18 protein-coding genes and 2 pseudogenes are annotated in these 23,713 nt (G+C 63.2%); 10 read left to right on the top strand and 10 right to left on the bottom strand.

Features of this window, described 5'->3' with window-relative positions:
* Positions 1 to 25: 25 nt before the first annotated feature.
* Positions 26 to 2,362: a TonB-dependent siderophore receptor gene (locus ACQR07_RS02390; RefSeq protein ID WP_434900758.1), complete on the bottom strand. Its 2,337-nt coding sequence runs from the start codon at positions 2,360 to 2,362 to the stop codon at positions 26 to 28.
* Positions 2,363 to 2,460: 98 nt separating this feature from the next.
* Positions 2,461 to 2,847 (bottom strand): DUF2946 family protein, encoded by a 387-nt coding sequence (locus tag ACQR07_RS02385; RefSeq protein ID WP_434900757.1) that lies wholly within the window; start codon positions 2,845 to 2,847, stop codon positions 2,461 to 2,463.
* Positions 2,848 to 3,796: 949 nt separating this feature from the next.
* Between ACQR07_RS02385 and ACQR07_RS02380 the strand changes: the two genes are divergently transcribed.
* A complete protein-coding gene (locus ACQR07_RS02380; protein WP_434900756.1) occupies positions 3,797 to 4,192 on the top strand; it encodes a hypothetical protein in 396 nt (131 codons plus the stop codon).
* Positions 4,193 to 4,229: 37 nt separating this feature from the next.
* Here the strand turns inward: ACQR07_RS02380 and ACQR07_RS02375 are convergent, their stop codons facing one another.
* A complete protein-coding gene (locus ACQR07_RS02375; protein ID WP_434900755.1) occupies positions 4,230 to 4,631 on the bottom strand; it encodes a 2'-5' RNA ligase family protein in 402 nt (133 codons plus the stop codon).
* Between the two features lie 1,304 nt (positions 4,632 to 5,935).
* On the opposite strand from ACQR07_RS02375, the gene ACQR07_RS02370 reads away from it, so the two are divergent.
* Together ACQR07_RS02370 and ACQR07_RS02365 are read left to right on the top strand one after the other, a co-directional pair.
* Positions 5,936 to 6,091: a hypothetical protein gene (locus ACQR07_RS02370; RefSeq protein ID WP_434867175.1), complete on the top strand. Its 156-nt coding sequence runs from the start codon at positions 5,936 to 5,938 to the stop codon at positions 6,089 to 6,091.
* A 268-nt stretch (positions 6,092 to 6,359) separates the two neighbouring features.
* On the top strand, positions 6,360 to 6,632 hold the full coding sequence (locus tag ACQR07_RS02365) for a hypothetical protein (protein ID WP_434900754.1): 273 nt from the start codon (positions 6,360 to 6,362) through the stop codon (positions 6,630 to 6,632).
* A gap of 225 nt (positions 6,633 to 6,857) precedes the next feature.
* Here the strand turns inward: ACQR07_RS02365 and ACQR07_RS02360 are convergent.
* Positions 6,858 to 7,234, bottom strand: a pseudogene (locus ACQR07_RS02360) (PRC-barrel domain-containing protein).
* A gap of 154 nt (positions 7,235 to 7,388) precedes the next feature.
* Here ACQR07_RS02360 and ACQR07_RS02355 point away from each other — a divergent pair.
* Positions 7,389 to 7,772, top strand: a complete 384-nt coding sequence (locus ACQR07_RS02355) for a hypothetical protein (RefSeq protein WP_434900753.1) — start codon at positions 7,389 to 7,391, stop codon at positions 7,770 to 7,772.
* A 151-nt stretch (positions 7,773 to 7,923) separates the two neighbouring features.
* Positions 7,924 to 8,936, top strand: a pseudogene (locus tag ACQR07_RS02350) (SDR family oxidoreductase).
* Positions 8,937 to 8,952: 16 nt separating this feature from the next.
* Here ACQR07_RS02350 and ACQR07_RS02345 read toward each other — a convergent pair.
* Together ACQR07_RS02345 and ACQR07_RS02340 are read right to left on the bottom strand one after the other, a co-directional pair.
* The gene (locus ACQR07_RS02345; RefSeq protein WP_434867169.1) at positions 8,953 to 9,084 is read right to left on the bottom strand and encodes a hypothetical protein; all 132 of its coding nucleotides are present in this window, start codon (positions 9,082 to 9,084) and stop codon (positions 8,953 to 8,955) included.
* A gap of 23 nt (positions 9,085 to 9,107) precedes the next feature.
* Positions 9,108 to 9,302 carry a hypothetical protein gene (locus ACQR07_RS02340; protein WP_434900752.1) on the bottom strand — a complete coding sequence of 65 codons (195 nt, stop codon included), beginning with the start codon at positions 9,300 to 9,302 and terminating at the stop codon, positions 9,108 to 9,110.
* A 563-nt stretch (positions 9,303 to 9,865) separates the two neighbouring features.
* Between ACQR07_RS02340 and ACQR07_RS02335 the strand changes: the two genes are divergently transcribed.
* Positions 9,866 to 16,165 carry a HAMP domain-containing protein gene (locus ACQR07_RS02335; RefSeq protein WP_434900751.1) on the top strand — a complete coding sequence of 2,100 codons (6,300 nt, stop codon included), beginning with the start codon at positions 9,866 to 9,868 and terminating at the stop codon, positions 16,163 to 16,165.
* 13 nt (positions 16,166 to 16,178) lie between these two features.
* Positions 16,179 to 17,669: an HWE histidine kinase domain-containing protein gene (locus tag ACQR07_RS02330; RefSeq protein ID WP_434900750.1), complete on the top strand. Its 1,491-nt coding sequence runs from the start codon at positions 16,179 to 16,181 to the stop codon at positions 17,667 to 17,669.
* A gap of 9 nt (positions 17,670 to 17,678) precedes the next feature.
* Here ACQR07_RS02330 and ACQR07_RS02325 read toward each other — a convergent pair whose 3' ends face one another.
* Entirely contained in the window at positions 17,679 to 19,964 is a 2,286-nt protein-coding gene (locus ACQR07_RS02325) for an FdhF/YdeP family oxidoreductase (RefSeq protein ID WP_434900749.1), read from the bottom strand.
* A 277-nt stretch (positions 19,965 to 20,241) separates the two neighbouring features.
* Positions 20,242 to 20,802 (bottom strand): type 1 glutamine amidotransferase domain-containing protein, encoded by a 561-nt coding sequence (locus ACQR07_RS02320; RefSeq protein ID WP_434901045.1) that lies wholly within the window; start codon positions 20,800 to 20,802, stop codon positions 20,242 to 20,244.
* A 257-nt stretch (positions 20,803 to 21,059) separates the two neighbouring features.
* Between ACQR07_RS02320 and ACQR07_RS02315 the strand changes: the two genes are divergently transcribed.
* A complete protein-coding gene (locus tag ACQR07_RS02315; RefSeq protein ID WP_434900748.1) occupies positions 21,060 to 21,311 on the top strand; it encodes a hypothetical protein in 252 nt (83 codons plus the stop codon).
* A gap of 66 nt (positions 21,312 to 21,377) precedes the next feature.
* Here the strand turns inward: ACQR07_RS02315 and ACQR07_RS02310 are convergent, their stop codons facing one another.
* On the bottom strand, positions 21,378 to 21,608 hold the full coding sequence (locus ACQR07_RS02310) for a hypothetical protein (RefSeq protein WP_434900747.1): 231 nt from the start codon (positions 21,606 to 21,608) through the stop codon (positions 21,378 to 21,380).
* Positions 21,609 to 21,713: 105 nt separating this feature from the next.
* Between ACQR07_RS02310 and ACQR07_RS02305 the strand changes: the two genes are divergently transcribed.
* Both ACQR07_RS02305 and ACQR07_RS02300 read left to right on the top strand, forming a co-directional pair.
* A complete protein-coding gene (locus ACQR07_RS02305; RefSeq protein ID WP_434900746.1) occupies positions 21,714 to 21,905 on the top strand; it encodes a DUF3072 domain-containing protein in 192 nt (63 codons plus the stop codon).
* Between the two features lie 104 nt (positions 21,906 to 22,009).
* Entirely contained in the window at positions 22,010 to 22,297 is a 288-nt protein-coding gene (locus ACQR07_RS02300) for a hypothetical protein (RefSeq protein WP_434900745.1), read from the top strand.
* A gap of 19 nt (positions 22,298 to 22,316) precedes the next feature.
* Here the strand turns inward: ACQR07_RS02300 and ACQR07_RS02295 are convergent, their stop codons facing one another.
* Positions 22,317 to 23,681, bottom strand: coding sequence for a glycoside hydrolase family 3 N-terminal domain-containing protein (locus tag ACQR07_RS02295; protein ID WP_434900744.1), 1,365 nt, complete (start codon positions 23,679 to 23,681; stop codon positions 22,317 to 22,319).
* Positions 23,682 to 23,713: the final 32 nt, after the last annotated feature.

The raw sequence follows: 23,713 nt of genomic DNA, 5'->3' as shown, positions 1-23,713 counted from the left end.
CCTGGCGGCTCGATGCGCGAGAATGTCAGTACCGATAGGCGATCGTCCCGTAGACGGCTCGACCGTCTCCAGGCGCCACCTGCCCGCCGAACCAGGGGAAGGCTACGAAGTATTTCTCGCCCGTCAGGTTCTTGACGTTGATGGACGCCCGCCAGTGCTCGGTCTCATAGGCAATCTTGGCGTCGACGGTGAAGTAGCCCGGTGCCTTGTAGACATTGAGGTTGTCGACATATTGCGATGACGCGACATAGACACCGGCGCCGACGCTCCAACCCCGGAGAGCCGGGGAGTCGAACATATAGTTGACCCAGACCCGGCCCGAGTCTTCGGGGACGCCAGAGACTCTGTTCCCTTGTGGGACTCCGGTGTTCGAGTCGGAGAACCTGACATCGGTGTGACCGTAGCTTGCGATGAGCTTCCAGCTACGGGTGGGCTGCCAGATCAGATCCGCCTCATAGCCCTTCGATTCCTGCGCCGATTGTGCGCCGATACCGACGCCGATCGTGACCGGCACGTTCTGGCGTTGGATGTCGAAAACGGCAATCGTGCCGGAAAGCTGGTCGTTGACGTTGAACTTGAAGCCTCCCTCGACCTGCTTCGATGTCTCGGGTTCGATATTGGTGTTCAAGGCCTGGACGAATGGGCTTGCTTGCATCCCTTCGCTGTAGCTCCCGTAAACCGACAGCCCGGGAATGAGATCCAAAACGGCTCCAAAGCGGGGCAGAACCTTGGACGTTTCAGTGCCGAACTGGGTTGGCGAGAGGACGCCAGTACTGAACGGAAAGTTTTCGAGATAATCGATGTTGATGCTCGCGAATCTCACGCCAGCAAGGATGTGAAGACGATCGTAGATTGTGGACTGCAGCTGTGTGTAAGCCCCTTTGGTGGTGTAGACGCTGCTGTAGTCGAAAAACGGGAAGAAGAAGGCGGCCGATGTCGCGGTCGGATCGGTGTACGGCGTCGGAAAGACAGGGTTGTTCACCAGATCGACAGGAGGTATGCCGAGGTCGGTGTTCATGTGGCCCCGATCCGTCACGCGGCTGTAGTCGGCACCCGTGAGCCAGACGTTGTTTGTCGGTCCAAGCCGGAACCGCGCCTCCAGGTTGGGGTTGATCGAAAACTCGCGCTGCTTCTGCAAGAGATCGACATTCAGCAGGCTCCACGTCGTTGGACCGACATCTGGCGCGGCAGTTTGTGTCGTCTGGCTTCTCTGGTCGAAGATCTGGTCAGCCCAACGTGCCTTGATGTTGAAGGACCAGATGGGATCAAGCTTGCGATCGAAGGTCGCCGTTACGCTTTTGACCTCGCTGTAGCTCTTCGGAATGTTCGAGGGGCCGATGTACAGATCGGGATTGAGGCGGAAACTCCCCGCGACAGTACCGACGGCCGGCAAGCCCTGGTAGGCCTGCTGCTCGAGCCGCGAGAGGCGCCCCTGGATCGTCAGCGTCGTGTCTTCCTTGTTCGTCAGCGTCAGCGTCGGATTCAGCGAGTAGCGGTCCTGATGCACGACATCGACGAATGTGTTGTTTGCCGTGTAGGCGCCCGTGAAGCGGAACAGCACGGTCTTGTCTGCCGAAAGCGGCTGGTTGACGTCAAAATACGGCTGGACGAAAGTCTTCGTCCCGTAGGTGAATCCCGTTTCCAGGCTCGCTTTATCGGTCGGCAGCTTCGAGACGATGTTGATGGCACCACCAAGTGGGCTGCCCGCGCCGCCGCCGTACAGGACCGCGTTGGGCCCCTTCAAGACCTCGATACGTTCGACGTTGACCAGCGAGTCGCGGTCGCCGACGTTGTACATGACGTTCATGCCGTCGAGATATTGCTGGGCGCTGAACCCGCGAACGTTGATCAGTCCGGTTGGACCCGTTGTCCCGATGGCGAGGGTATTCGTCCCTTGAGTGTTCGAGACATTCTGGATGGCCTCGCTGACCGTGACGTTGTTCTGGTCCGTGATCAGGCTCTTGGGGATCACCTGGATCGATTGCGGAATCTGCTCGATCGGCGTCGCGGTCTTCGTCGCGGAAAACCCGGATAACGCCCGATATCCATCGACGGGCCCCGCGGTCGTCAGCGTGGTTCCCGGCGGGAGTTTGAGACCCGGCAAATCGAGTGCTGGATTGTAGGTACCGAGGGCATTTGTGAGTGGCTTGTCCGCAGCGGGTGGTGCCGTTGGCTTCGCACTGGCGCGCTTGGCTTGTTTGGTGCCCGACCTATTTCCGGCAACGATCGGCGCAGCAGGTCGTGGCTGGCCCGGTACCTGGACAGTCACGCTGGGCAACTCTCGGGGTTGGCCAAGGACGACTTCGGGGACAGTGAGGAGGGTAACGAAGCTCACGCCCCCCAGAGCACGAAAGCGAAACATGTGAATCTCTCTAACTCGGGCGCACGGGCCCGCCATCGGTCAGCAACAGCATCGTCTGCGGCCAACAGGCCGCAACGATCTTGCGATTTTTGGAAAAGTCAGGAGTTCGATGAAGGAGGAGCGCGGGCCTTTGCGTGTTCGCCCCTCAGAGAGCCCGGCAGGTCCAGGGCCACGCTTTGCCAGATTACGGTCGACGGTGACCTGGAGGGTGTGGCAACCCCGATCTTGGGCGTGTCCAGCGATGCGCCGGCATGCGCCACTAGGCAGCTCAGAGCGCAAACACCATCGTGGATACGGCGGTCAGTCTGGTCAGGCTGCCCGCCGGCTTCCGCGGCACCGCTATGGCAGATCGTGATATCGCCGAAGGCGGCCAACGGGTCGGAGACAGCCAAGGCCGTTGCCCACGACGCCGCGATGGGCGCGATGATTTGCATCATCAGCGCCAATAGAAAAGCGGGAAGATGGAGCTGCAGCCGTTGCCGCACCGTATAGTGCCTCGTTGGAGCGCTTGGACCTAATCATGCGGCGAAAGGAGAGTCGACGGCGATGGACTCTTGCTCGGCAGCACACGAAGCTACCCGACAAAAAGGCTTACCAACTGTATCTCAAATATCACGCCGTCTGCCCGCTAGAAGCGTCGGGATCGATCGTCCGGTCAGTCGGACTCAGTCGCGACGCCTTCTTGCAGGGCGGCGTCTATCCATTTAGTTGACCGCTAGAACGTTCCCGCCGCCGTCACACGGAATGTCAGCGGCTCGATCGGGTGCAGGATGCGGCCCATCACACCGGTATGGCAGACCTGGGCCGGTACGCTCGACGTCTAACGCCTACGATGGTCCCAGCCATGGGTAAGAAGGCCGGTGTTTTGGCGGTTTCGCTAGAAAAGCTAATAAGATCAATCTGATGATCGGCGGAGTGGGCGGTCACTCTCCCCTAGCATGACGCTTGATTACCATCACAAGCTCACGATGGCGTCGAACAAGCCGGCGGCGCCTGAACTAAATGGATCAAGTGACGCCAATCTTCGCCTTAGCCCACCTCACCCCATGCGCTTGCTGGGCGGTCTGAGATGATGACGTAGCCTTCGGTAAGCAGTCGATCTTCGATCTCTTTGAGAAAGCCTAACAGCTTCGTCCGTTCATCCAAGTCCGCTGCATACTCGCGAAACTTGGTCCAACGCCGGCTTTCGAGTTCTTGCCATCGTTGAGCTTCGTGCCGGCGCGCTTCCTCTTGACGAAACTGCTCTTCACGATCGTGCTTCGTATCCTCAAGAATGGGCCCTGCCGACGCGTCGGCAGGACGTTCTGCTACGCCCCCTCCTTTCGTATGGGACTGGACTCCGGGCTCCCGCCCAGTTTGAGTGGCGGCTTTCACGTTCCCTTAAGTTGCGTCGTACAAAGATACCCAAACCCAACGATGGGGGATCTGCGGCAGATGATGAAGGAAGGCACCTATTCCGCCTGGTTCAAGACCCCCATGGGCCAGGGGACCGGCATCGTGGAACTGGTGGGCGGTCGGATCTGCGGCGGCGATGCCTTCTTGAGCTATACCGGCACCTATGAAGCCGAAGGCGACCGCTTTACTGCGCTGCTCAGGACGAGACGTCACGCCCCTGGACAGCCGTCGCTGTTCGGCCCCGACGAGCTGACACTCAGCCTCGAAGGGTCCTGCAAGGGCTCGCCCGTGACGTGCCGGGGCCATGCGGCCGAAGCGCCCGACGTGCCGTTCGAGGCCATCCTGCTGTTCTCGCAGACCGACGCAACCGTCCCCTCGCCACGTCCGCAGCGATCCAGCGCGTCCGTCCAACTTCCGAAGCCGATCTGGCGCTGAGCCGACGCATTTGCAGGCCTGACCCGTTGCGGACGGCTCATGGCAGTTTCTGCTGCGCGATGATCTCAACAGGCGGAAACATCACGCAATCGACGACGTCGAAAACGACGGTGAAGGACTGATCGAATGCGCGCGCGAAAGTCATCGCGTCAGCGCGACGCTGCTCCCTGATCCGCGTGCCCAAGGTGCAGTGAGGCACCCACGCTCCTGGTCGATAGTGCTCATGGCAAAGCGCGGGAGCGATCGAAGCCGCGATGGCCGCATGCCATCCGAGCAGCACGGCATCCACCTCGGGCTCGGCCCACAGAACGAAGCGCGGATGCGAGAACCATCTGATCCGGCTGAACCGAACATGCAGAGCCGCGCCACCCGACACGGCCTCGCGCATGGCTCCCCAGACGGTGCCGGGGTCGAGCGTGGGCGTGTCGTAGATCGCCACGAGAGGTGCGGCCGGTAGCCCAGATCGCGCATCGAGGACCCTTCCTCGAAAGCAGCGACCTCGTCCCACAGACGTTCGATCTGAGACGCGGACACATGGTCGGATCGGAGATTCAGGGCTATCGCCATGGCGGACCGCACTCGCTTCGGGCCTGGGGATCGGCGCGGATGTTAGCGCGACCTGCAGCGCTGGCAAGTTTATTTCGGCATACTCGAATTTTTTGCTTGCTTTGATTTTGAAAATCAGAAATAGTGCGCCATCCTGTCCTCGTGAGAGGGACGCTTCGCGATCGTCACGATGTGGAGGGCGGAGATGCGGTGGCCGCGATCTGTCGCAGCGTGCTCTCGTGGCGCGCCGACGAACGGCAGGTTGCGGACGTGAAATCGCGTGGTCCTGGCGCCCCGTTGCTGGCGCCAAGTCCGGGGGTGATGATGATCTCCCGGGCGACGGTGGCTACCAAGCCGGACACCGGGGAGATCGCGTATAAGCGTTAAGCCCATCGCGCAGGGAATGCCGGTTGATCGGCTTGACCTGTGGTGACTGCCGCCTGCTTTTTGTTTGCAGGCGGGCCATGGGTGAGGCCTTCACCCGGCATTCCCTGCGCCCTCTCCCTTCAACGAGGGCCATTCTCCAGCATCACTCGGGCACGACGTGCTGCGAGAGTATTACCGGCTGCCCACGACGCGTCACGTCCGGTCTCAGGTTGGGGCGTGTCGCGACGGCAACACGATGAGGCGGGGATGATTGTGCGGCTGTTGTTTGACACGTGCATTTCCGGGGAGACTGCGGCGGCGCGCTTCCATCGCCAGCCATCATATGATACCGGTCATTGCAGTCATCAGGGCGGCTCTGCGGCCACAGTTGGCCACAGGAGTTAACCTGTCGCCACATGACGGCCGTGGTTGGCATATCCCGACTCTATACTTCGAGTTGCTTTTGCAACCGCCCGTGCTTCGACTGCGGCGGTGTTTGCGACCCAGGTCGCGCCTGCCTGCTCCAGGCAAATGCCTGCAGAATTAGGCTCAACTACGTGCGCCGCTCGCAAAAATGCGCTGGCAATTTCCTTCAACAGCTAAGACGTGCAGCAGTACTTGGTACAACTTATATCAACCTGTGATTTAATTTACACATCATTTACTTTCCTCAACTTTGCCCCAAATTGTGCACGATGCTGGGCTCATATTCATAATTAGAACTCTTCGCAGACCCCACATCGTGACCGGTCCGAGAAACGGTTCTAAGCGCCTCGACTATACTTTCAGAGCTCACTCTTCGTCTTCGTATTGCGTACAGAGGTCCAACACATGACAACCCTGACCAAGGCTCTCCCGACCCATCTCGAAGAGACCCGCATCGACTCCGACAAGCTTCGGACGATCCTGATGTTGTGCGGTGCAACCGCGTTCGGCTTCATCCTTCACGCGACGTATGGTCTCGATCTCAGCTACGCGTTCTTCTGATTGACCGCGCCCACCGGTTTTTGCCGGCGGGCTCGCGCATTTGTGGACGCGATGGCGTCCTCCCGGCGCGCGGGAGCCTTTGAAATGGCCCCGCGCGTTGCCTTCTCCAAACGGCACGCGTATCGCGCGACGGCGTTTGTGGATTGCCGCCACCACGGGCTTGCTTCAGCTTTTGCACAACGTGGCCGCACCGCTCCCACAATTCCGCCGCGACGTTTGGACACGCTGAGGGTGTGAAGACGTGGGTTGCTTGAGGACGAGTAGCGTCATGCGTTCGCCAGTGTACGACCTCTATCAGATGAAGCAGGACCGTTTGCCCAAGGGAGCACGGTCGGCTTGGCTCAGGACGCGGCCGAACGAGCCGCCGCCCGCGGCCGACGACTGGATCTTCGTTGGCAAGGAGCGCCATCCGAGCCGCTGGACCGTCGCCGAGATGAACGAGAGGGGCACCTGCTATCGTGAGATTCCGATCTGGCTGTCGAGCCGGCGGGACCATGCGGCCGCTAGCCCCGAAGGCGGAATTCGGAAGCCTGCAGCCTGAGGCACATCGACCTCATGCCGAGCGCGATCCCCATCGAGGTCGCGGGCGACGTTGGTCGGCGCCGAGGCCCGTCGTGTCCGCCAACATCCCTCATAGGCCGCATCCCTCATAGGCCGCGGTCGTGACCGGGAGAAACAGGAACGGCAGCCCGCCCCCCCAAGAATCACCCGCGACAGCGCCGCGTAGCCATAGTTGATTGTCGGGGCGCGAACTCAATTCGCGCGGCTATGCAATCGACACGCCGTAATAGTCGTCGACCTTGCGTCCGGTCGCGAGGTCACCCCAGTCCCATTCGCGCTCGTCGGATATTTCGGCGCGCCACGAAGCTGGTCCTCGGTGACCGCCGTGACATAGCCGCCGAGCCGGGTGTCGTATTTCAGCGATTGCCAGGGCAGCGGATAACGGTCGTTGCCGAGCCCAAGGAAGCCGCCGAACGCCAGCACCGCGTACGAGACCCGCCCGCTCAGCTTGTCGATCATGACGCGTTCGATGGTGCCGATCTTGTTGTCGTCGGCACCGTAGACGGCTGTTCCTTCGACCTTGTCGCTGCCGATCAGATTGCCGTATTCGCGCCGGTCGAGCATGGATCTGTCGAGCGTCATGTCAGCCTCCATTTCTACCGGGCAAGAAACGTGCTGCCCGGCCGTGATGTTCCCAGCCAGCGGCCGTTGGTCACTCGGATCGGGACCGGTCACCGCTCTCCCGTTCCGGATGGCGCGTCGCCTCGTGGGTGGGCGATTGGGGAGACGTCGTCTGATGAACCTGCTGCGCGCGTTCCTTGTCGGCCGGCTGTTCCTCGCCGCGCTCCGTCCTTACGATACCCTGAGTGTCCTTCGTCATCCGCCTCTCCTCTCATCATTGCTAGTGAAGCACGTCGAGCGGGACACGGCAGATCTCGTCTCCCTCCTCGTTTGTGACCAGTACGACGTAGTTCCGGTGGCGCAGCTCAGGATGATCTGCGATCAGTTGCCGCGCGATCACATCGGCCGAGTCCATGGCCTCGACGTCGCCAGGCAGCTCGACATAGCGCTCAGCCGCGATCGGCTCATTGTTCGTCAAATCAAAGTGATAGAACTGCATCATCCTGCTCGAGCCTTGCGACGCGCATTAAGCCGCGACGCGCTTATCATCGCGCTCTGACACGACGCACGCATGGGACCTTCGTTCCGCGGAAGATCAGGGAGAGCCAATCGGCCGCAGCGTCACGGGACATTGATGAGCATTTATTTGCAGCATAACGGACCATTGGCAGTCGTTACCGGTTGGTGACCACACTCAACGGGAGCACTGCATGGCAGACGATCAAAAGTCCTCAATGTCCCGTCGTCAGATGGTCGGGGGTACTGCGACACTCGCAGTGGCTTCATTGACGTCGGCAGCAGCAAAAGGACGCGAGACGATGGTTGGCGATTCCGAACACACCGCAGGCTTGGTCGATCCGACGGACAATTACCCCAAGCCGCCGTTCGAACAGCAATCGCAGCCATGGCCGGGCCTGGCGAGCAAGATGTCACCGCGTCCAGACCACGGCGAGACCAGCTACAAGGGTTCCGGACGGCTCGCAGGGCGCAAGGCTCTGATCACCGGCGGCGACTCCGGCATGGGGCGCGCAGCAGCTATCGCCTATGCGCGCGAAGGCGCCGACGTCGCGATCAACTACTTGCCCAGCGAAGAGCCGGATGCGCAGGAAGTGATCGCCCTGATCAAGGCGGAGGGCCGGAAGGCGATCGCTCTACCGGGCGATCTCCGCGACGAACGCTTCTGCGAGCAGCTGGTGCAGCAGGCGGTCGATGCGCTGGGCGGATTGGACATCGTCGTCAACAATGCCGCGCGCCAGCAGACGCGCAAGTCCATCCTCGACGTCTCCTCGGAGGATTTCGACGCGACGATGAAGACGAACATCTATGCCCCGTTCTGGATCATCAAGGCAGCCCTGCCTCACCTCAAGCCAGGCTCAGCGATCATCGGCACCTCGTCGGAGCAGGCCTACGATCCGTCGCCTGACCTGTACGACTACGCCCAGACCAAGGCTGCCACGATGAACTACGTGAAGTCGCTGGCCAAGCAGCTCGGACCCAAGGGCATACGCGTCAACGCGGTCGCGCCCGGCCCGATCTGGACCCCGTTGCAGGTGTCCGGGGGAGCGACAATGGACAAACTGGAAAAATTCGGTGGGCAGACGCCGCTCGGCCGGCCGGGTCAGCCAGCCGAGCTGGGTTCGATCTACGTGCAGTTGGCTGCCGCAGACGCCAGCTATGCCAACGGTCAGGTCTACGGGTCATCGGAGGCTCGGGGCAGCCGTGAGGCTGCCTTCGCCAAATCAGATATGTGTCACGGGTTGAGGCAGCGAATAGGCCTCGGTATGGACCTGACGGATCGTCGTGAACGCTGCGACCGCTGAAGCCACGCTGAAAGCGGTCAGCAGCGCGATGAGTACGGTACGAGGCGCCATCGGGAAACCCTCCTGTCGCTTGTCTAGTCGCCAACCAAGTCGACCCTTCTCTTCGAGACGGGGGTGACTACGCCATCGAGCCAGTCCTGCTCCATTGCCAATGCGCGCCAGCCTTGGGCCATCCGCGTAAAGCGTCGGAATGCCGGATCGCCTTCTGCTCTCTCGGCGAGATGAAGGCAGTTATCGGCGTTCTCTCTGAAGATGTCTGACTGTTTCATCTCCTCTAGCTGGGCAGCAAGCGGAGAAGCCGCAACCGCGTTACGCGATATTAATGTGCCCGGGAACCTGCGCGCAGTACCGCCGCCATTTCGAGCATGATGAGCTCAGGCAGTTGGTCGAGATTGCGCCGGTGGAAATGCGGACGGAGCAACTCGACGTAAGGAGCGCTCTGCAGCCCGGGGATCGGCCGAACTCGCGGCCGGATCGCCCGTCACGGATCCTGGCCCGCTCGGTCCCCCGATTGGGCCAGCGCTACTGCAGGTGTCAGAACCAGGAACACCGCAAGACAGCCGCCTAGTTGTTGTTTCATGAGCTTCTCCTCGCGAAAGCAAGCCGTTCTTCCGCCGCCGTTCCTACAGCTGCCGACGTCCCAAGCCGCGAGGAAAAGATTTTTGGAACTATTTTCCCGCGTCGAGGTTGAGCCGCTTGTGCCAGCTCCCAGCGGTTCCATTCGCGAGGGAAACACTGCATTCGGCTTGATTTGAGTAGTTGCCGCAGCTTCTATGCCTGCAACTCATGAGACTCAGATCTTGCTGGCAGACATTCTGCCTGGGGGAACTTGATGAGCGATCTCGACACGGCTGCCGGTTCGATGCCTGCTCGGCAGGGCTTCAGTCGGAATGGCAATGGAACCGAAACGCCCGACGCCAGCCAGGACCTTCTGCGCGCGCTTCAGGCCATGCGCTCAGGCGACTTTTCAGTCCGCATGGGCGGCGACTATCTTGGCATTGAGGGCAAGATCGCCGATACGTTCAACGAGATCATCGCCGCCAACGAGCGCATGGCCCAGCAGCTCGAACGCGTCGGCCAGGTCGTCGGTCGCGAAGGCAAGACGCGGCAACGCGTCCGGTTCGGCATCGCAAGCGGATCATGGGCCGACATGGAAAGCTCGATCAACACGCTGATCGACGACCTCCTATGGCCGACCCGCGAGGTGACCCGCGCCGTGGCCGCGGTCGCCCAGGGCGATCTGTTGCAGACAGTGAAGCTCGACGTCGACGGCCGTCCGCTCGGTGGCGAGTTCCTGCAGTCCGCCACCATCGTCAACACGATGATCAAGCAGCTGAGCGTGTTCACCTCGGAGGTGACGCGCGTGGCGCGCGAGGTCGGTACCGAAGGCAAGCTCGGCGGCCAGGCCCAGGTGCCCGAGGTGACCGGCGTCTGGAAGGATTTGACCGAGAGCGTCAATTCCATGGCCAACAATCTGACGGGCCAGGTCCGCAACATCGCGGAAGTGACGATCGCTGTCGCCAATGGCGACCTCTCCAAGAAGATCACCGTCGACGTCCGCGGTGAGATCCTGCAGCTCAAGGAAGCCATCAACACAATGGTCGATCAGTTGCGCTCCTTCGCGTCGGAAGTGACGCGCGTGGCGCGCGAGGTCGGAACCGACGGCAAGCTGGGTGGTCAGGCCATCGTTCCCGGCGTCGCCGGCACCTGGAAGGATCTGACCGACTCGGTCAACGCCATGTGTGGCAACCTGACTGCACAGGTCCGCAACATCGCGAACGTGACGACCGCCGTGGCGCGCGGCGACCTGTCGCGCAAGATCACGGTCGACGTCCGCGGTGAAATCCTGGAGCTGAAGGACACCATCAACACGATGGTCGATCAGCTCAACGCCTTCGCCTCCGAGGTGACGCGCGTGGCGCGCGAGGTCGGCACCGAAGGCAAGCTCGGCGGTCAGGCCAAGGTGCCCGGCGTCGCCGGCACCTGGAAGGACCTGACCGACAACGTCAACTTCATGGCCTCGAACCTGACGGCGCAGGTCCGCAACATTGCCGACGTGGCGACCGCCATTGCCAGCGGCGATCTGTCGAAGAAGATCACGGTCAACGTGTCGGGCGAGATCCTTCAGCTGAAGGAAACCCTGAACACGATGGTCGACCAGCTCAACGCCTTTGCCGGCGAAGTCACGCGCGTCGCGCGCGAGGTCGGCACCGACGGCAGGCTCGGCGGCCAGGCCAACGTGCTCGGCGTCGCCGGGACCTGGAAGGACCTCACCGAGAGCGTCAACTCGATGGCGTCGAACCTGACGGCGCAGGTCCGCAACATCGCCGAAGTGACGACGGCCGTCGCCAATGGCGACCTCTCCAAGAAGATCACCGTCGATGTGCGCGGCGAGATCTTGGAGCTGAAGGATACCATCAATACGATGGTCGATCAGCTCAACGCGTTCGCCGGCGAAGTCACCCGCGTCGCGCGCGAGGTCGGCACCGAAGGCAAGCTCGGCGGCCAGGCCATGGTGCGCGGCGTCGCCGGCACCTGGAAGGACCTGACCGACAGCGTCAACTCGATGGCCTCGAACCTGACCGGGCAGGTCCGCAATATCGCCGAGGTCGCGACCGCGGTCGCCAAGGGCGACCTGTCGAAGAAGATCACGGTCAACGTCTCGGGCGAGATCCTTCAATTGAAGGAAACACTCAACACGATGGTCGACCAGCTCAACGCCTTCGCCGGCGAAGTCACCCGCGTCGCGCGCGAGGTCGGCACGGACGGCAAGCTCGGCGGCCAGGCCGAGGTGCCCGGCGTCGCCGGCACCTGGAAGGACCTCACCGACAGCGTCAACTCGATGGCCGGCAACCTGACCGCCCAGGTCCGCAACATCGCCGAGGTGGCCACCGCCATCGCCGGCGGCGACCTGTCACGCAAGATCACGGTCGACGTGCGCGGCGAGATCCTGAGCCTCAAGGAAACGCTGAACACGATGGTGGATCAGCTCAACCGCTTCGCCGGCGAGGTGACGCGCGTCGCGCGCGAGGTCGGCACCGAGGGCCGGCTCGGCGGCCAGGCCAACGTGCCCGGCGTCGCCGGCACCTGGAAGGATCTCACCGACAGCGTCAACTCGATGGCCGGCAATCTGACCGCGCAGGTCCGCAACATCGCCGAGGTGACCACGGCCGTGGCGCGCGGCGACCTGTCGCGCAAGATCACCGTCGACGTGAAGGGCGAGATCCTCGAACTGAAGAACACCATCAACACCATGGTCGATCAGCTCAACGCCTTCGCCTCCGAGGTGACGCGCGTCGCGCGCGAGGTCGGCACCGAAGGCAAGCTCGGCGGCCAGGCGCAGGTGCCGGAAGTCGCGGGCACCTGGAAGGACCTGACCGACAGCGTCAACTTCATGGCTTCCAACCTGACCGCGCAGGTTCGCAACATCGCCGAGGTCGCCACCGCGATCGCCGGCGGCGACCTGTCGAAGAAGATCACAGTCGACGTGCGCGGCGAGATCCTGCTGCTCAAGGACACCCTCAACACGATGGTCGAGCAGCTCCGCTCGTTTGCTGCCGAAGTGACGCGTGTGGCGCGCGAGGTCGGCACCGAGGGCCGGCTCGGCGGCCAGGCTGTGGTCCCCGGTGTCGGCGGCACCTGGAAGGACCTCACCGACAACGTCAACCTGCTCGCCGCCAACCTGACCACGCAGGTCCGCAACATTGCGGAGGTCACCACGGCCGTCGCGCGCGGCGATCTCTCGCGCAAGATCACCGTCGACGTGAAGGGCGAGATCCTCGAGCTGAAGAACACCATCAACACGATGGTCGATCAGCTCAACGCCTTCGCCGGCGAGGTGACGCGCGTCGCGCGCGAGGTCGGCACCGAAGGCAAGCTCGGCGGCCAGGCGCAGGTGCCGGGCGTGGCCGGCACCTGGAAGGATCTGACCGACACCGTCAACTTCATGGCCGCCAATTTGACCGAGCAGGTGCGCGGCATCGTGAAGGTCGTCACCGCCGTTGCCAACGGCGATCTGAAGCAGAACCTCACCGTGAAATCGAAGGGCGAGGTCGCAGCACTCGCCGAGACCATCAACAACATGACCGAGACGCTCGCGACCTTCGCCGATCAGGTCACCAGCGTCGCACGTGAGGTCGGCGTGGAGGGCCGACTCGGCGGACAGGCCAACGTGCCCGGCGCGGCCGGCACGTGGAAGGATCTGACCGGCAACGTCAACCTGCTTGCGGCAAACCTGACATCGCAGGTCCGCGCCATCGCCGAGGTCGCCACCGCCGTGACCAAGGGTGACCTCACCCGCAGCATTCAGGTCGATGCGCGCGGCGAGGTCGCCGAGCTCAAAGACAACATCAACACGATGATCACCAACCTGCGGCTCACCACCGACCTCAACACCGAGCAGGACTGGCTGAAGACGAACCTCGCCCGCTTCACCAACATGCTGCAGGGCCAGCGCGATCTGACCACCGTCGGCCGCCTGCTGCTGAGCGAGCTGACGCCGCTGGTGAATGCGCATCGCGGCGTGATCTACCAGGTCGAGAACGAGTATACGCCGCAGCTGCGCCTGCTCGCCTCCTACGCCAATGACGGCGTCTATCCGCATCGCCAGCTGGTCCAGTTTGGGGAAGGGTTGATCGGCCAATGCGCGATCGACAAGCGCCAGCGGCTGATCTCGGAGATTCCGTCCGACGTCATTCCGGTGGGATCCGCCCTGCTCCGCGCCGTACCGAAGAACCTCGTGGTGCTGCCGGTGCTGTTCGAGAACCAGGTGAAGGCGGTGATCGAGCTGGCCTCGCTCAGCCCGTTCACGACCTCGCAGATGACCTTCCTCGATCAGCTCACCGATTCGATCGGCATCGTGCTCAACTCGATCGAAGCGACCATGCAGACCGAAGGCCTGCTGAAGCAGTCGCAGCAGCTCGCAGCCGAGCTGCAGGCGCAGCAGCGCGAGTTGCAGCAGACCAACGAACAGCTCGAACAGAAGGCGCAGCAGCTCGCCGAGCGCAACGTCGAGGTCGAGCGCAAGAACCAGGAGATCGAGCAGGCCCGCCGCGCGCTGGAAGAGAAGGCGACCGAGCTCGCCCTAACGTCCAAGTACAAGTCCGAATTCCTGGCGAACATGTCGCACGAGCTGCGGACGCCGCTCAACTCGATCCTGATCCTGGGACAGCAGCTCACCGAGAACCCGGACGGCAACCTCAGCCTCAAGCAGGTCGAATTCGCCCGCACCATCCACGGCGCCGGCACCGACCTGCTCAATCTGATCAGCGACATTCTCGACCTCTCCAAGATCGAATCCGGCACCGTGACGGTGGACGCCGAGGAAATCCTGACAGCGAACCTGCTGGAGACGGTCGGGCGTCCGTTCCGGCACGAAGCCGAGAACCGGCTGCTGTCGTTCAACATCGATGTCGACCCGAATCTGGCGCGCAGCATCGTGACCGACTCCAAGCGCCTGCAGCAGGTGCTCAAGAACCTGTTGTCGAATGCCTTCAAGTTCACCGCGGAAGGCGGCGTCCGTCTGAAGGTGTCCGCCGCGCTCGGTGGCTGGAGCAGCGAGCATCCGGTGCTCAACAGCGCGCCGGCCGTCATCGCGTTCGAAGTCGCCGACACCGGCATCGGCATTCCGCAGGACAAGCAGAAGCTGATCTTCGAAGCCTTCCAGCAGGCGGATGCCGGCACCAGCCGCAAGTATGGCGGCACCGGGCTCGGGCTCGCCATCAGCCGCGAGCTCGCGAACCTGCTCGGCGGCGAGATCCATCTGCGCAGCGCCCCTGGCAAGGGCAGCACATTCACGCTCTATCTGCCGCTGAAATACTCCGGCCCCGCGGTCGCGCCGCGCGTGAGCTCCGCTCCGGCGGTTCAATACACCCCGCCTCTGCTGCCAGCGCCGCCGCAGACGGTGCCCGAGCGCGTGGTCGAGCAGTTGGCCGACGATCGGCTGAACCTCGCGCCAGGTGACACGATCCTGCTGATCGTCGAGGACGATCCGCATTATGCCCGCGTGCTGGTCGATCTCGCGCGCGACAAGGGGTTCAAGATCCTTGTCGCCAACCGTGGCGCGGAAGCGCTCGAACTCGCCAAGCAGTATCAGCCGGCGGCGATCTCGCTGGATGTCTTCCTGCCGGACATGCTCGGCTGGACTGTGCTGAGCCAGCTCAAGCACAATCCGCTGACGCGGCACATTCCGGTACAGATCATCACACTCGACGAAGACCGCCAGCATGCGCTGGCGCGCGGCGCATTCTCGTTCGTCAGTAAGCCGACGACGACCGAAGGCGTCAGCGCTGCGCTGTCGCAGATCAAGGAATACGCCAAGCCGCGCCGCAAACGCCTTCTGATCGTGGAAGACAACGCCGCCGAGCAGCTCAGCATCCGCCAGTTGCTCGATCACGACGACATCGAGATCCTCACCGCGGAAACCGGTGCCGACGCGCTCGATGCCTTGCGCAGCATGCCCTATGACTGCATCGTGCTCGACCTGCGGCTGCCCGACATGAGCGGCTTCGATGTGCTGGAACAGTTGCGGTCCGATGAGTCGCTGTCGAGCGTTCCCGTCGTCGTCTTCACCGGGCGCGAATTGTCCGCCGAAGAGGATGCGGAGCTGCACACGATGGCGCGCAGCATCGTCGTCAAGGGCGTCGAATCTCCGGAACGCCTGCTCGACGAAACGGCGCTGTTCCTTCACCGCGTCATCACGGAACTGCCTGTCGAAAAGCAGCGCATGCTGGAGAAGTTGAACAGTTCCGATGAGGACCTGATCGGCAAGACCGTGCTGCTGGTTGACGACGATGCCCGCAACATCTTCGCGCTGTCCAGTGTGCTGGAACGGCGCGGCATGAAGGTTCTGACCGCGACCACCGGAGCCGAGGCGATCGAACTCGTGCAGCACACGCCTGCGATTTCGATCGTGCTGATGGACATCATGATGCCGCAGATGGATGGTTACCAGACCATCGGCGTCATCAGGCAGAACCCTGCCCTCGCCCGTCTCCCGATCATCGCGCTGACCGCGAAGGCCATGAAGGGAGACCGTGAGAAGTGCCTCGAAGCCGGCGCTTCCGATTATCTCGCAAAACCCGTCAACACCGAGCAGCTGCTCCTTGCGATCCGCATGTGGCTGCACCGCTGAACGGCTCATCATCATGGAACATCAGAAGGTCAACATTCTCCTGGTGGACGACCAGCCCGCGAAGCTGCTGGCCTATGAAGTCATCCTGAAGGAACTCGGCGAAACCCTCGTGGTCGCCACCTCCGGCCGCGAGGCGCTGGAGATTCTGCTGAAGAACGAGATCGCTGTGATCCTCGTCGACGTCTGCATGCCCGAGCTCGATGGCTTCGAGCTGGCGCAGATGATCCGCGAGCATCCGCGGTTCCAGAAGATCGCGATCATCTTCATCTCGGCCGTGCAGGTGAGCGATTTCGACCGGTTGCGCGGCTACGAGATGGGGGCCGTCGACTACGTGCCCGTCCCCGTCGTGCCGGAGGTTCTGCGCGCCAAGATCAAGGTCTTCACCGAGCTCTATCGCAAGACGCGCGAGCTCGAGCATCTCAACCTGGAGCTTGAAGACCGGGTACGCGCGCGAACCGCGGAGCTGGAGCGCTCGACCGCCAAGCTGGTGGAAAGCGAGCAGCGGCGCAGCATGGCGATTGCGGCCGGGCGAATGGGCTCGTGGGATTGGGACGGTGTCAACGGCGACTGGATGTGGGATGAGGGACAGTACCGCATCTTCGGAGTGTCGCCGCAGAGCTTCGAGCTCAACGGCGTGAACATCATGGCTCTGCTGCACCCCGACGATGCCGAACGTGCGCGCCGGCTTGTCACCGAGTTCGGCCGCGGCATCACCTCCTACGAAGCCGAATTCCGCATCGTGCGTCCGGACGGCGAGGAACGCTGGTGCGTCGGCACGGCGGCAGCCACCACCGATAAGGCGGGCCGTGTCGTCCGCGTCAGCGGCGTCACGATCGACATCACCGAGCGCAAGCGCGCCGAGGAACGCCAAAACCTGCTGACGCGCGAGGTCGATCATCGCGCCAAGAACGCGCTGACGCTGGCCCAATCGATCGTGCGGTTGACCAAAGCCGACAGCGTCCAGACCTATGTCAGCGCCGTAGAGGGCCGCATCAGCGCGCTCGCGCGCGTTCACACCATCCTATCACTGTCGAGCTGGCAGGGTGCGGAGATGAGCCGGCTGGTCTCCGAGGAGCTGGCGCCCTACGCGAGCAGCGGACAGATCGCGTTCGGCGGCGCGGAGCTGCAGCTCGAACCGGCGACGGCGCAGACCCTGGCGCTCGCTCTGCACGAACTGGTGACCAACTCGGCGAAATATGGCGCGCTGTCGGTCCGCTCGGGTCATCTGTCGGTGACATGGAGCGTCGAGCACGATCGGCTCGATCTAACCTGGATCGAAACTGGCGGACCACTGGTGCGGGTGCCGACCTCCCGGGGGTTCGGAACCCGCAGCCTGATGGCCAGCGTGGAAAGCCAGCTCGGCGGTCGCGCTTCGTTCGATTGGCGGCCGGAAGGACTGGTCTGCCATCTGGTCGTTCCACTTCGCCCCGGGGCGACGCCGCCGGAGGTCACCAGTTCCTTCGTCGAGGCGGCGCCCAACGAAGCGCGCCGCGCCGCCGGCTGACGGTTGCACTCAGGCGCCCTTCTCGCGCGTGATCCGCACCGGCACCGATTTGGCGGCTGGCACCTTGCTGCCTTCGGCATAGTGCCACAGCGGGATCAAATTGTTGCACTCCGGGTAGTAGGCCGCAATGCTGTAGCGCGGAATGTCGAACGATACGGCCTGCAAGCCTCCGAGCGAGCGTTCGACGCCGTCGTCGGCGACCGTCGACAATCGGACCAGATCTCCCGGCGCGATGCCGAGGTCCTTCATGTCTCCAGCATGCATGAAGACGACCAGACGGCCACCGCTCACGCCGCGGAAGCGATCATCCTCGTTGTAGATGGTCGTGTTGAACTGGCCGTCGGCGCGCAGGGTCATCAGCTGGAACACGCCGTCGCCGTGCTGCGGCGGATTGAGCGCCGCCTTGGGCACGGTGAAGTTGGCCTTGCCGGTCGAGGTCTTCCATTTGCGCTCGCGTGCGCCGAGCGGTCGGGCAAAGCCGCCGGGCTGAAACAGGCGCTTGTTGAAATCCTTGAACTGATCAGGATAGGTGCGCTCGATCGCGTCCCTGACGAGCGCATAGTTGGCGACCCAGGCATCCCAGTCGACCCGCGGGTTGGGCTGCAGCGTCGCCTTGGCCAGCCCGGCCACGATCGCCGCCTCCGACAGCAGACCGTCGGCGACAGGTTGGCGCTGGCCGCGCGAGCCGTGGATGCAGGCGGTGGAATCCTCCATCGCCACGGCCTGCTCACCGCTGGCCTGCCGGTCGATCTCGATTCGCCCGAGGCACGGCAGCAGATAAGTCACCTCTCCGGGCACGAGATGAGTGCGGTTGAGCTTGGTTGCGATCTGCACCGACAGCCGCAGCTTCGACCAGGCCGGCTCCATCAGCGAGCGCTCCGGCACGGCGCGAAGGAAATTTCCGCCGAGGCTGACGAAGCCCTTTACACTGCCCTTGATGATCGCCTCGCAGGCATCGACTGTAGTGAGGCCGTCCTGGCGCGGTGGCTCGAACGCGTAGAGTTCCGCGAGCCGATCGAGCGGCACCAGCATGGTCTTCTCGGAAATCCCGACGGTGCGCTGCCCCTGGACGTTGGAATGGCCGCGTACCGGCGAAATGCCGGCGCCGGGCTTGCCGATGTTTCCGCGCAGCAGCAGCAGATTTGCGATCATCTTCGCGGTCTCGACGCCGTGGCGATGCTGCGTGATTCCCATTCCGTAGTTGGCGATCACCGCATGCGCCGACGCATACACCTTTGCAGCCTCCAGAATGGCTGCCCGGTTGAGGCCCGAGGCCTTCTGGATGTCGTCCCACGAGGCCTGGCGACAATATTGCGCGAACGCCTCAAAGCCGTGCGTATGCTGCTCAACGAAGGCTACGTCGATCACGCGCGGCCGCTTCGTTGCGACCGCTGCATCGTCGGCCTCGATCACGGACTTGCAGAGGCCGAGCAGCGCGGCGCCGTCGCCGCCGACCCTGAGCTGATGATACTGCGTGCTGATCCGCGTGCCGCCGGTCAGCACCATCTGTATCGGATTCTGCGGATCCGTGAAGCGCTCCAGGCCGCGCTCGCGGAGGGGATTGAAGGTGATGACGGGGAAGCCGCGTTGCGCCGCCCGCCGCAGCGGATGCAGCATGCGCGGCGAATTGGTGGTCGTGTTCTGGCCAAAGAACAAGATGCAGTCGGTCTTGTCGAAATCCTCCAGCAGCACCGTCCCGACGGGCACGCCGATCACCTCGGGCAACGCGACCGAGGTCGACTCGTGGCACATGTTGGAACTGTCGGGGAAATTGTTGGTGCCGTACATGCGACCGAACAGCTGGTACATGTAGCTGGTCTCGAGCGAGGCGCGTCCTGACGTGTACATCACCGCCGCGCGCGGATCGAGCTTCCTCAACTCAGCGCCGATGCCGGCGAAAGCCTGGTCCCAAGAGACCGCGACATAGCGATCTCTGGCAGCGTCGTAGCGCATCGGATGCGTCAGGCGCCCCTGCTCTTCGAGCTGATGGTCCGACCAGCTCCGTAGCTCGCTCAGCGTATGCTGCGCGAAGAATTGCGGCCCGACCGTCTTGCCGGTGATCTCCCAGGCCGTCGCCTTGGCGCCGTTCTCGCAGAATTCGAACGGAAGCGGCTTGGCCGGCTTGGCCCAGGAGCAGCTCACGCACATGAATCCGCCAGGCTTGTTCTGCTTGAGCAGGATCTCGCTGCCGAGCAGCGTGACCTCCTCCTGCGTCAGGATGCTTGCGACGGCATGCACCGAGCCCCATCCACCGGCAGGCGCCGTGTAGTCCTGGATCTTCGCCTTCTCACTCACGGCACATCTCCGCGGTCGGAAAACCGGCCAACCCGGGATGTCATCGTAAGTTCCGTCTGCTCACGGGAGCTTGCGACGAGGGCCGGCTCGCGCCGCCGGCGCGAGCGAAATTAGGAACGACGCGGTCTTTTGGACGTCTTCCATGAGCCTTCGGCGGCGTTCCCCCATCTCGCTGGAGGCACTCCGTGTGGACTGCGGCCCAGCGTTCGACCCCTCGGGCGCTGGGCACGTCATTGCGGAGCAGCCGGGCATGGCCCGGCTCTCCCCCGCGCTGGCGTCACGCGGCGCTGCGCCTGACGTGCCGGCCTTCCTTGACCTCCTCGATGATCTTGGCGCTGAAGGCTTCCAGATCGCCGGGATTGCGCGAGGTGATCACGCCCTGATCGACCACAACCGCCGCGTCCTGCCACTCGGCACCGGCGTTGGCGACATCGGTCTTAATGGACTTGTACGACGTCACTTTGCGCCCTTTCGCGATGCCGGTCTCGATCAGGAGCCAGGGCGCGTGGCACACGGCGGCGACGATCTTCTTGGCGTCGAACACATCCTTGATGAACTTCAGAGCCTTGGGCTCCAGGCGAAGCAGGTCCGGGTTGATTTGTCCGCCAGGGAGCACGATCGCGTCGTAGTCCGATGCGGACGCCTGATCGAGCGTCTTGTCGACCTTCACGGGTCGCCCCCAATCCTTCTGATCCCAGCCCTTGATCTCGCCTGCGGCGAGCGACACGATCTCAACGATTGCGCCAGCCTGTTTCAGGCGATCGCGCGGCACTTCGAGTTCGGATTGCTCGAACCCGTTGGTGGCGAGGATCGCGATCCTCTTTCCTTCGATGTCCATTGTCTTCTCCTGTCTGAATCGACACCGCGGGCAACCTTGCGCACGCGACCATCGTTCCCGCGACGAACCAAGACCGATCGTCACAACTGATCGATTGGCGGCTTCATCTCGCCATGGAACAGCAAACCGCCACTGCTGTTTGTATGGGGCGCGCAGCACTGCCCTCACGTCCATGACGCGAGCGAGGCCGGTGCTCCATCGCGCGATGCGATCTGGAGCCCCACGTGCCTTACGCATTATTCGAGAATGACGAACAAATGACGCGGCCGTTTGGAACCGAGCGCGAGGTCTGGGAGGCGGCCGAGCAGGCCGACCTCGTCACGCTGGATGCGCATGGTGAGAAAGTTCTCGACAACAGTCTCGAGATCAAGCCGTGCGAAGCCACCCCGGACGAGCTCGCTGGCTCCGGACAAGACATCGTGATCCCGGAGGCACGCGATGCCGACGCGCTGCGCGTTTCGCAGCAAAACTCGCCGTCACGCGAGAAGAAAACCCCGGTGACATCCTGATCAGCAAGGACCGACGTCAGGCGCCGCTGACACGTCCTACGCACTTCAGCCAGCCTCGAACACGTCTCAGCCGTGTCTGGCAGACCTCCGACGCGGCATTCCCTCGTCACTTTCCAGCTTGAGCTGCTCACGTTGCTCCCGCAGGCCATCGAGCCTCGTCAGCATACGCTGCAGCAGTGCCTGCGCCGCTTCCGTGGCAATCCCGGAGCGCTGCAACTGCACGATCTCACGCCGCTGCCGACCCACCTGGATACGCAAGCGGTCGATTTCCGATCGAACGAAACTGAGGTCGTGCATGAAGCCCTCGCTGAGACCACGAAAGCACTTTAGAACAAAATAGGAACATTTGGCAAGTCAGAAATGTTCAGAGGACATCGACGTCGGCAACCGCGGAGGTGGATCATGGCCGAGAAGCTTGAAAAGGATCCAAATGACTGGGTCTCGGGAGACGATCCGATGACGGACGCTCAAGCGTCGTACTTGAAGACCCTCAGTGAGCAGGCCGGCCGGCCCGATCCGACCGAGCGTGTGCGAAGCAAAGCGGAGGCATCCGAACTGATCGATGAGATGAGACGCGCCGCAGGATTGGACTGAGTTCCCCTACCTGATCGGTATTACGATGCGCCGGCACTGGCGCCTCGCTGTCGCGAATCACGACTCTGTCGTCTACTCTCTGCGGCCTTTCCCGGGGATGCACCATGGTTGCGGACAGTGATAGCAAGGTTGCGTGGCACCGCGCTCAGCTCAAGAAGAACCGCGCGGCGCTGAAGCAGATCGAGACCACCCGTTTCACGGTCGGCGAGAGCGCGGATGCGAAGGCGATCGAGCGCACCAAGCGGCAGGTTACTCAGCTTCAGCTCAAGATCCGGGAGTCGGAACAGGTCATCGGTGCGCACGACAAGCAGACACGGCGCCCACTGGCGACGGACCTTCGCAGTCTTTCCAACGTAGCCTGGCGCAACTGGACCGGCAACGGCCCACGCTGACATCAGAGGCGCTCCCTGCTCAATCGATCTTTCGACCTCCGGTCGGCGATTGCGCCGGCGTCACCGATGCATTCGCCGCGAGCGATCCGTTGTCGCCGGCCATCCAACGTGTCAGCCGGTCGTCGCTCCTGCGCAACGCGTCCATGTCGATACGTCCTTGCGCGAACGCCTGCTTGGCGCAGGCAAAAGCGCGATGGAACTGCGTGCCGTCATAGGCCACGAGCAACAGATCAGCGCCGCCGTTGAGCGCCTCGACGACCGCCTTGCAGAGGTCGCGGCCATAGATCGCGCCCATGACGAGGTCGTCGGTGATGATCACGCCCTGGTAGTTCCAGCGGCCACGGATGAGGCCGTCGAGCACCGCCTTGGAATGCGAGGCGGGCCGCTCCGGATCGATGGCGTCGACCATCACGTGACCGACCATCATCGCCGCGTGAGAGTTGGCGAGCACCTGACGGAACGGCCGCCAGTCCGATTGGTCCAGCACGTCGGCCGGCGTCTCGAGCTGCGCGGAGAAATGATGGGTGTCAGCTTCGACCCGACCGAGACCCGGGAAGTGCTTGACCGCCGCATGAACACCGCTCGCTTCGAGGCCGCGGACATAGCCGAGCGCGATGTCGCCCACGACAGCCGGATCGTTGGAGATGGCACGCCGTCCAATCAGGGTGTGGAAGTCCAGGCGGTTGCGCTTCCAGCGCGGACGTAGGTCGACGACCGGCGCGAGGTTGAACGTGATGCCCGCCGCCGCCAGCACCTGTCCCTGCGCACGCCCCATCTCGAACGCGTCGTGCTCACGACGCGTGGCGGGCAGATCGGCCAACGTGGCCAGGCCAGGCATGTTCGGCAAGGTGGGAGACAGATGCGCGACCGTGCCGCCCTCCTGATCTGCCGACACCAATAGCGGCGGAAAACCTGCATTGCGGCGCTCGGCCTGCAAGCGCGCAAGGTCGGCGCGCAGCTGCGCCTCGGTCCGCCCGCGCACGTTATGGTGTGTCACATAGACGCCCGCGATCAGGCCCTGCCGCGCCAACGCCGCCGCCTCGTCCATCCCGGTGTAGCCGACGACGAAATGCCGCCCGAGCGCGCGCACCACTTCGGGCGGGGTGCGGAACGTCTCGCACGTCCTCCAGGCAAACATGAATTGAGTGGCCGTCAGTGCGATCAGCGGGATGCACCACACCAAGGTCAGCATGCGGCCGCCGATCCCACGGCGCCAGCGCCCATTCAGCAGGAGCAGCAGCGGCGCAGCAAAGCCGACGACGAACAAGGCGGCGTGACCGGGCCCGCGCAAGCGGACCAGATAGGGCTCGTTGCTGTTCAGGGTGATGAAAACAAAAAGCAGAGCAAGGATCCAGAGGACGAGAGTCCTGATACGCCCGAGCATGTGTGCAGCCGATCATTGCAGGAGGACGACGC

The organism is Bradyrhizobium sp. HKCCYLS20291, assembly GCF_051167715.1.
In the GTDB taxonomy this organism is placed as follows: domain Bacteria; phylum Pseudomonadota; class Alphaproteobacteria; order Rhizobiales; family Xanthobacteraceae; genus Bradyrhizobium.
Note: the sequence above shows the minus strand (reverse complement) of the source record. Positions and strands in the feature narration are given on the sequence as shown.